This is a genomic window from Acinetobacter sp. GFQ9D191M (assembly GCF_011174875.1).
Classification (GTDB): Bacteria; Pseudomonadota; Gammaproteobacteria; order Pseudomonadales; family Moraxellaceae; genus Acinetobacter.
On record NZ_JAALGV010000168.1, the window covers coordinates 1 to 354 of the forward strand.

General features: G+C 38.7%; 1 protein-coding gene. It reads right to left on the reverse strand.

All coding sequences use genetic code 11. The features are described 5' to 3' along the window. The coding region (locus tag G5T77_RS17340) for an IS3 family transposase (protein ID WP_252719427.1) at window positions 1-354 on the reverse strand (354 nt) is incomplete at both ends.

Consider the following 354-nt stretch of genomic DNA (forward strand, 5'->3'; position numbering starts at 1 on the left):
ATTACTGCGCTGAATAGCCAATCCTTTGAGCAGATATGGATATTTACGGTGAGCTTGATTAGCCTGGCTTAAATTTGGTTTGCAATATAACGCCTGAATACCCATTTTCTTCATTAAAGTACGTGTATGACGTCGTCCTATATGATGCCCTTGACGATTCAACAAATCACGCATCATACGACTGCCTGCAAAAGGATATTGCATATGTAATTCATCAATACATCGCATCAGCTTCAGATCTGATGAGCTAACAGGTTTTGGGCGATAATAATAACAACCACGAGAGACTTTCAGTAACTTAGCTTGTTTAGATACTGAAATCTGAAGTGAGTGATCGATTAACTTTTGTGGTTG